Consider the following 1,949-nt stretch of genomic DNA (forward strand, 5'->3'; position numbering starts at 1 on the left):
GCGTAGGCATGGAGCTTCGTGTGGTCGGCGGCCGCTTCCGGATAGGGATTTTCGCGCACCAGCCGTTCGAACCATCCGAAATCGCGCACCATGATGCGCGAATGGAAACCCCATTTTGCCTCGAAAGCCGCCTCGATTCGCTTGGTCAGCGCCGCCGCGTCGCCCTTGTCGGACCGGAATACGGCATTGCCGCTCTGCACATAGGTGGAGACGGCGGAAAAGCCGAGATCCTCGAAGAACGACCGCAGCTCGGCCATCTTGACGATGCGGTTGCCGCCGACATTGATGCCGGAAAATAGGGCGATGAAGACCTTTCCGCTCATATGATGAAACCCGCCAGTGTTTCGTTGTCGGTGATGCCCTGATACTGGACGCCCTCGGCCTCGAAATTCGCCTTGAGCAGATCGAAATTGCGGCGATCCTTGGTTTCGATGCCGATCAGAACCGAGCCGAAGTTGCGCGCCGACTTCTTCAGATATTCAAAGCGCGCGATGTCGTCATCCGGACCCAGCATTTCGAGGAAGTCGCGCAACGCGCCCGGCCGCTGCGGGAAGCGGATGATGAAGTACTTCTTCAGGCCTTCGAAGCGCAGCGCCCGTTCCTTGACATCCGGCAACCGCTCGAAATCGAAATTGCCGCCTGACACCACAGCGACAATGGTCTTGCCCCGGATTTCCTTCCTCGAAAAATCCTTCAGCGCATCGATCGCCAACGCGCCGGCGGGTTCCAGGACAACGCCTTCGACGTTGAGCATCTCGATCATGGTCGCGCAGAGCCGGTTTTCCGGGATCAGCCGCACGCTGTCGGCGGCAAACTCCTTGAGGTAGCGCAAAGGTTCGCGGCCGATCTCGGCAACCGCCGCGCCATCGACGAAGTTGTCGACCTTGGCGAGCCTCAGCCGTTTTCCGGCCGCAAGGCTCTCGCGCAGGCTCGGCGCGCCGGCCGGCTCGCAAAAGACGAAACGCGCATCGCGGCCCTGATCGGCGAAATAGTGCGTCACCCCGGCAGCCAGACCGCCGCCACCCACCGGCAGCATGACGATGTCGGGCATGCGCCCGCCCGACATCTGGTCCGCGATCTCATAGGCAACCGTCGCCTGCCCCTCGATGATGTCCTTGTGGTCGAAGGGCGGCACCATGTGGGCACCGGAGCTTTCGGTGAATTCGAAGGCGGCGCGGTAGCAGTCGTCGAAAAAATCGCCAACCAGCCTGATCTCGACGAAGTCGCCGCCAAACAGCCTGGTCTTGTCGATCTTCTGCTGTGGGGTCGTCACTGGCATGAACACCACCCCCTTCTTGCCGAAATGGCGGCAGACAAAGGCAAAGCCCTGCGCATGGTTGCCGGCGGATGCACAGACGAACAGCTCGGCCTGGTTGCCTTCGCCAAGCGCCTTGCGGAAGAAATTGAACGCGCCACGGATCTTGTAGGACCGCACGGGGCTCAAATCCTCGCGCTTCAACAGCACCCGCGCGCCAGTCTTTTTCGACAGATAGTCATTTTCCTGCAGCGGTGTCTGCGGGAAGATCTGGCGGATCGCGGAGGCGGCGGTGGCGACGCGCGCGGAAAAGCTGGTCATGGCAAGATCATCCCGGATCGCCCGCGGGCGAGTTAGACAATAACCCTATTACACATCCGGAACCCTATTACACATCCAGCTCCGCAAGACCATTGCCCGGTCGAGCCCGTGCCCGCAACGGCGCCTTCCCGAAATGCTTGCAAGCACTTGCGAATGTTTGTTCACGCTTTTTGATCGAGCCTAGCCGGGCATCGTTGGACGCCCGAAGTCGACATTCGGCGGGATGCAGGCCCCTGCCTTCCGCCACGTTGCGGCCTTCCTGCCGCTTTTGGCTTTCGCGCAACACTGCGATGACCGTCACGAGGCGCCGACCGCATTTTGGCTGGACATGACTTACTTCCGCCGCACTTCGCCTGCTGGGGAGATATCGCGG

General features: G+C 61.2%; 3 protein-coding genes. All 3 read right to left on the bottom strand.

Annotated elements, in window-relative coordinates:
* On the bottom strand, positions 1–323 hold a 323-nt coding region (locus tag EOA36_RS34470; protein WP_145969479.1), incomplete at its 3' end, for a DUF1697 domain-containing protein.
* A complete protein-coding gene (ilvA, locus tag EOA36_RS34475; RefSeq protein WP_127281134.1) occupies positions 320–1,576 on the bottom strand; it encodes a threonine ammonia-lyase IlvA in 1,257 nt (418 codons plus the stop codon). The genes EOA36_RS34470 and ilvA, both read right to left, overlap by 4 nt.
* A 67-nt stretch (positions 1,577–1,643) precedes the next feature.
* A partial coding sequence (locus tag EOA36_RS37870; protein WP_210212445.1) for a hypothetical protein occupies positions 1,644–1,949 on the bottom strand: 306 nt, incomplete at its 5' end.

This window comes from Mesorhizobium sp. M8A.F.Ca.ET.021.01.1.1, from assembly GCF_003998025.1.
In the GTDB taxonomy this organism is placed as follows: Bacteria; Pseudomonadota; Alphaproteobacteria; order Rhizobiales; family Rhizobiaceae; genus Mesorhizobium.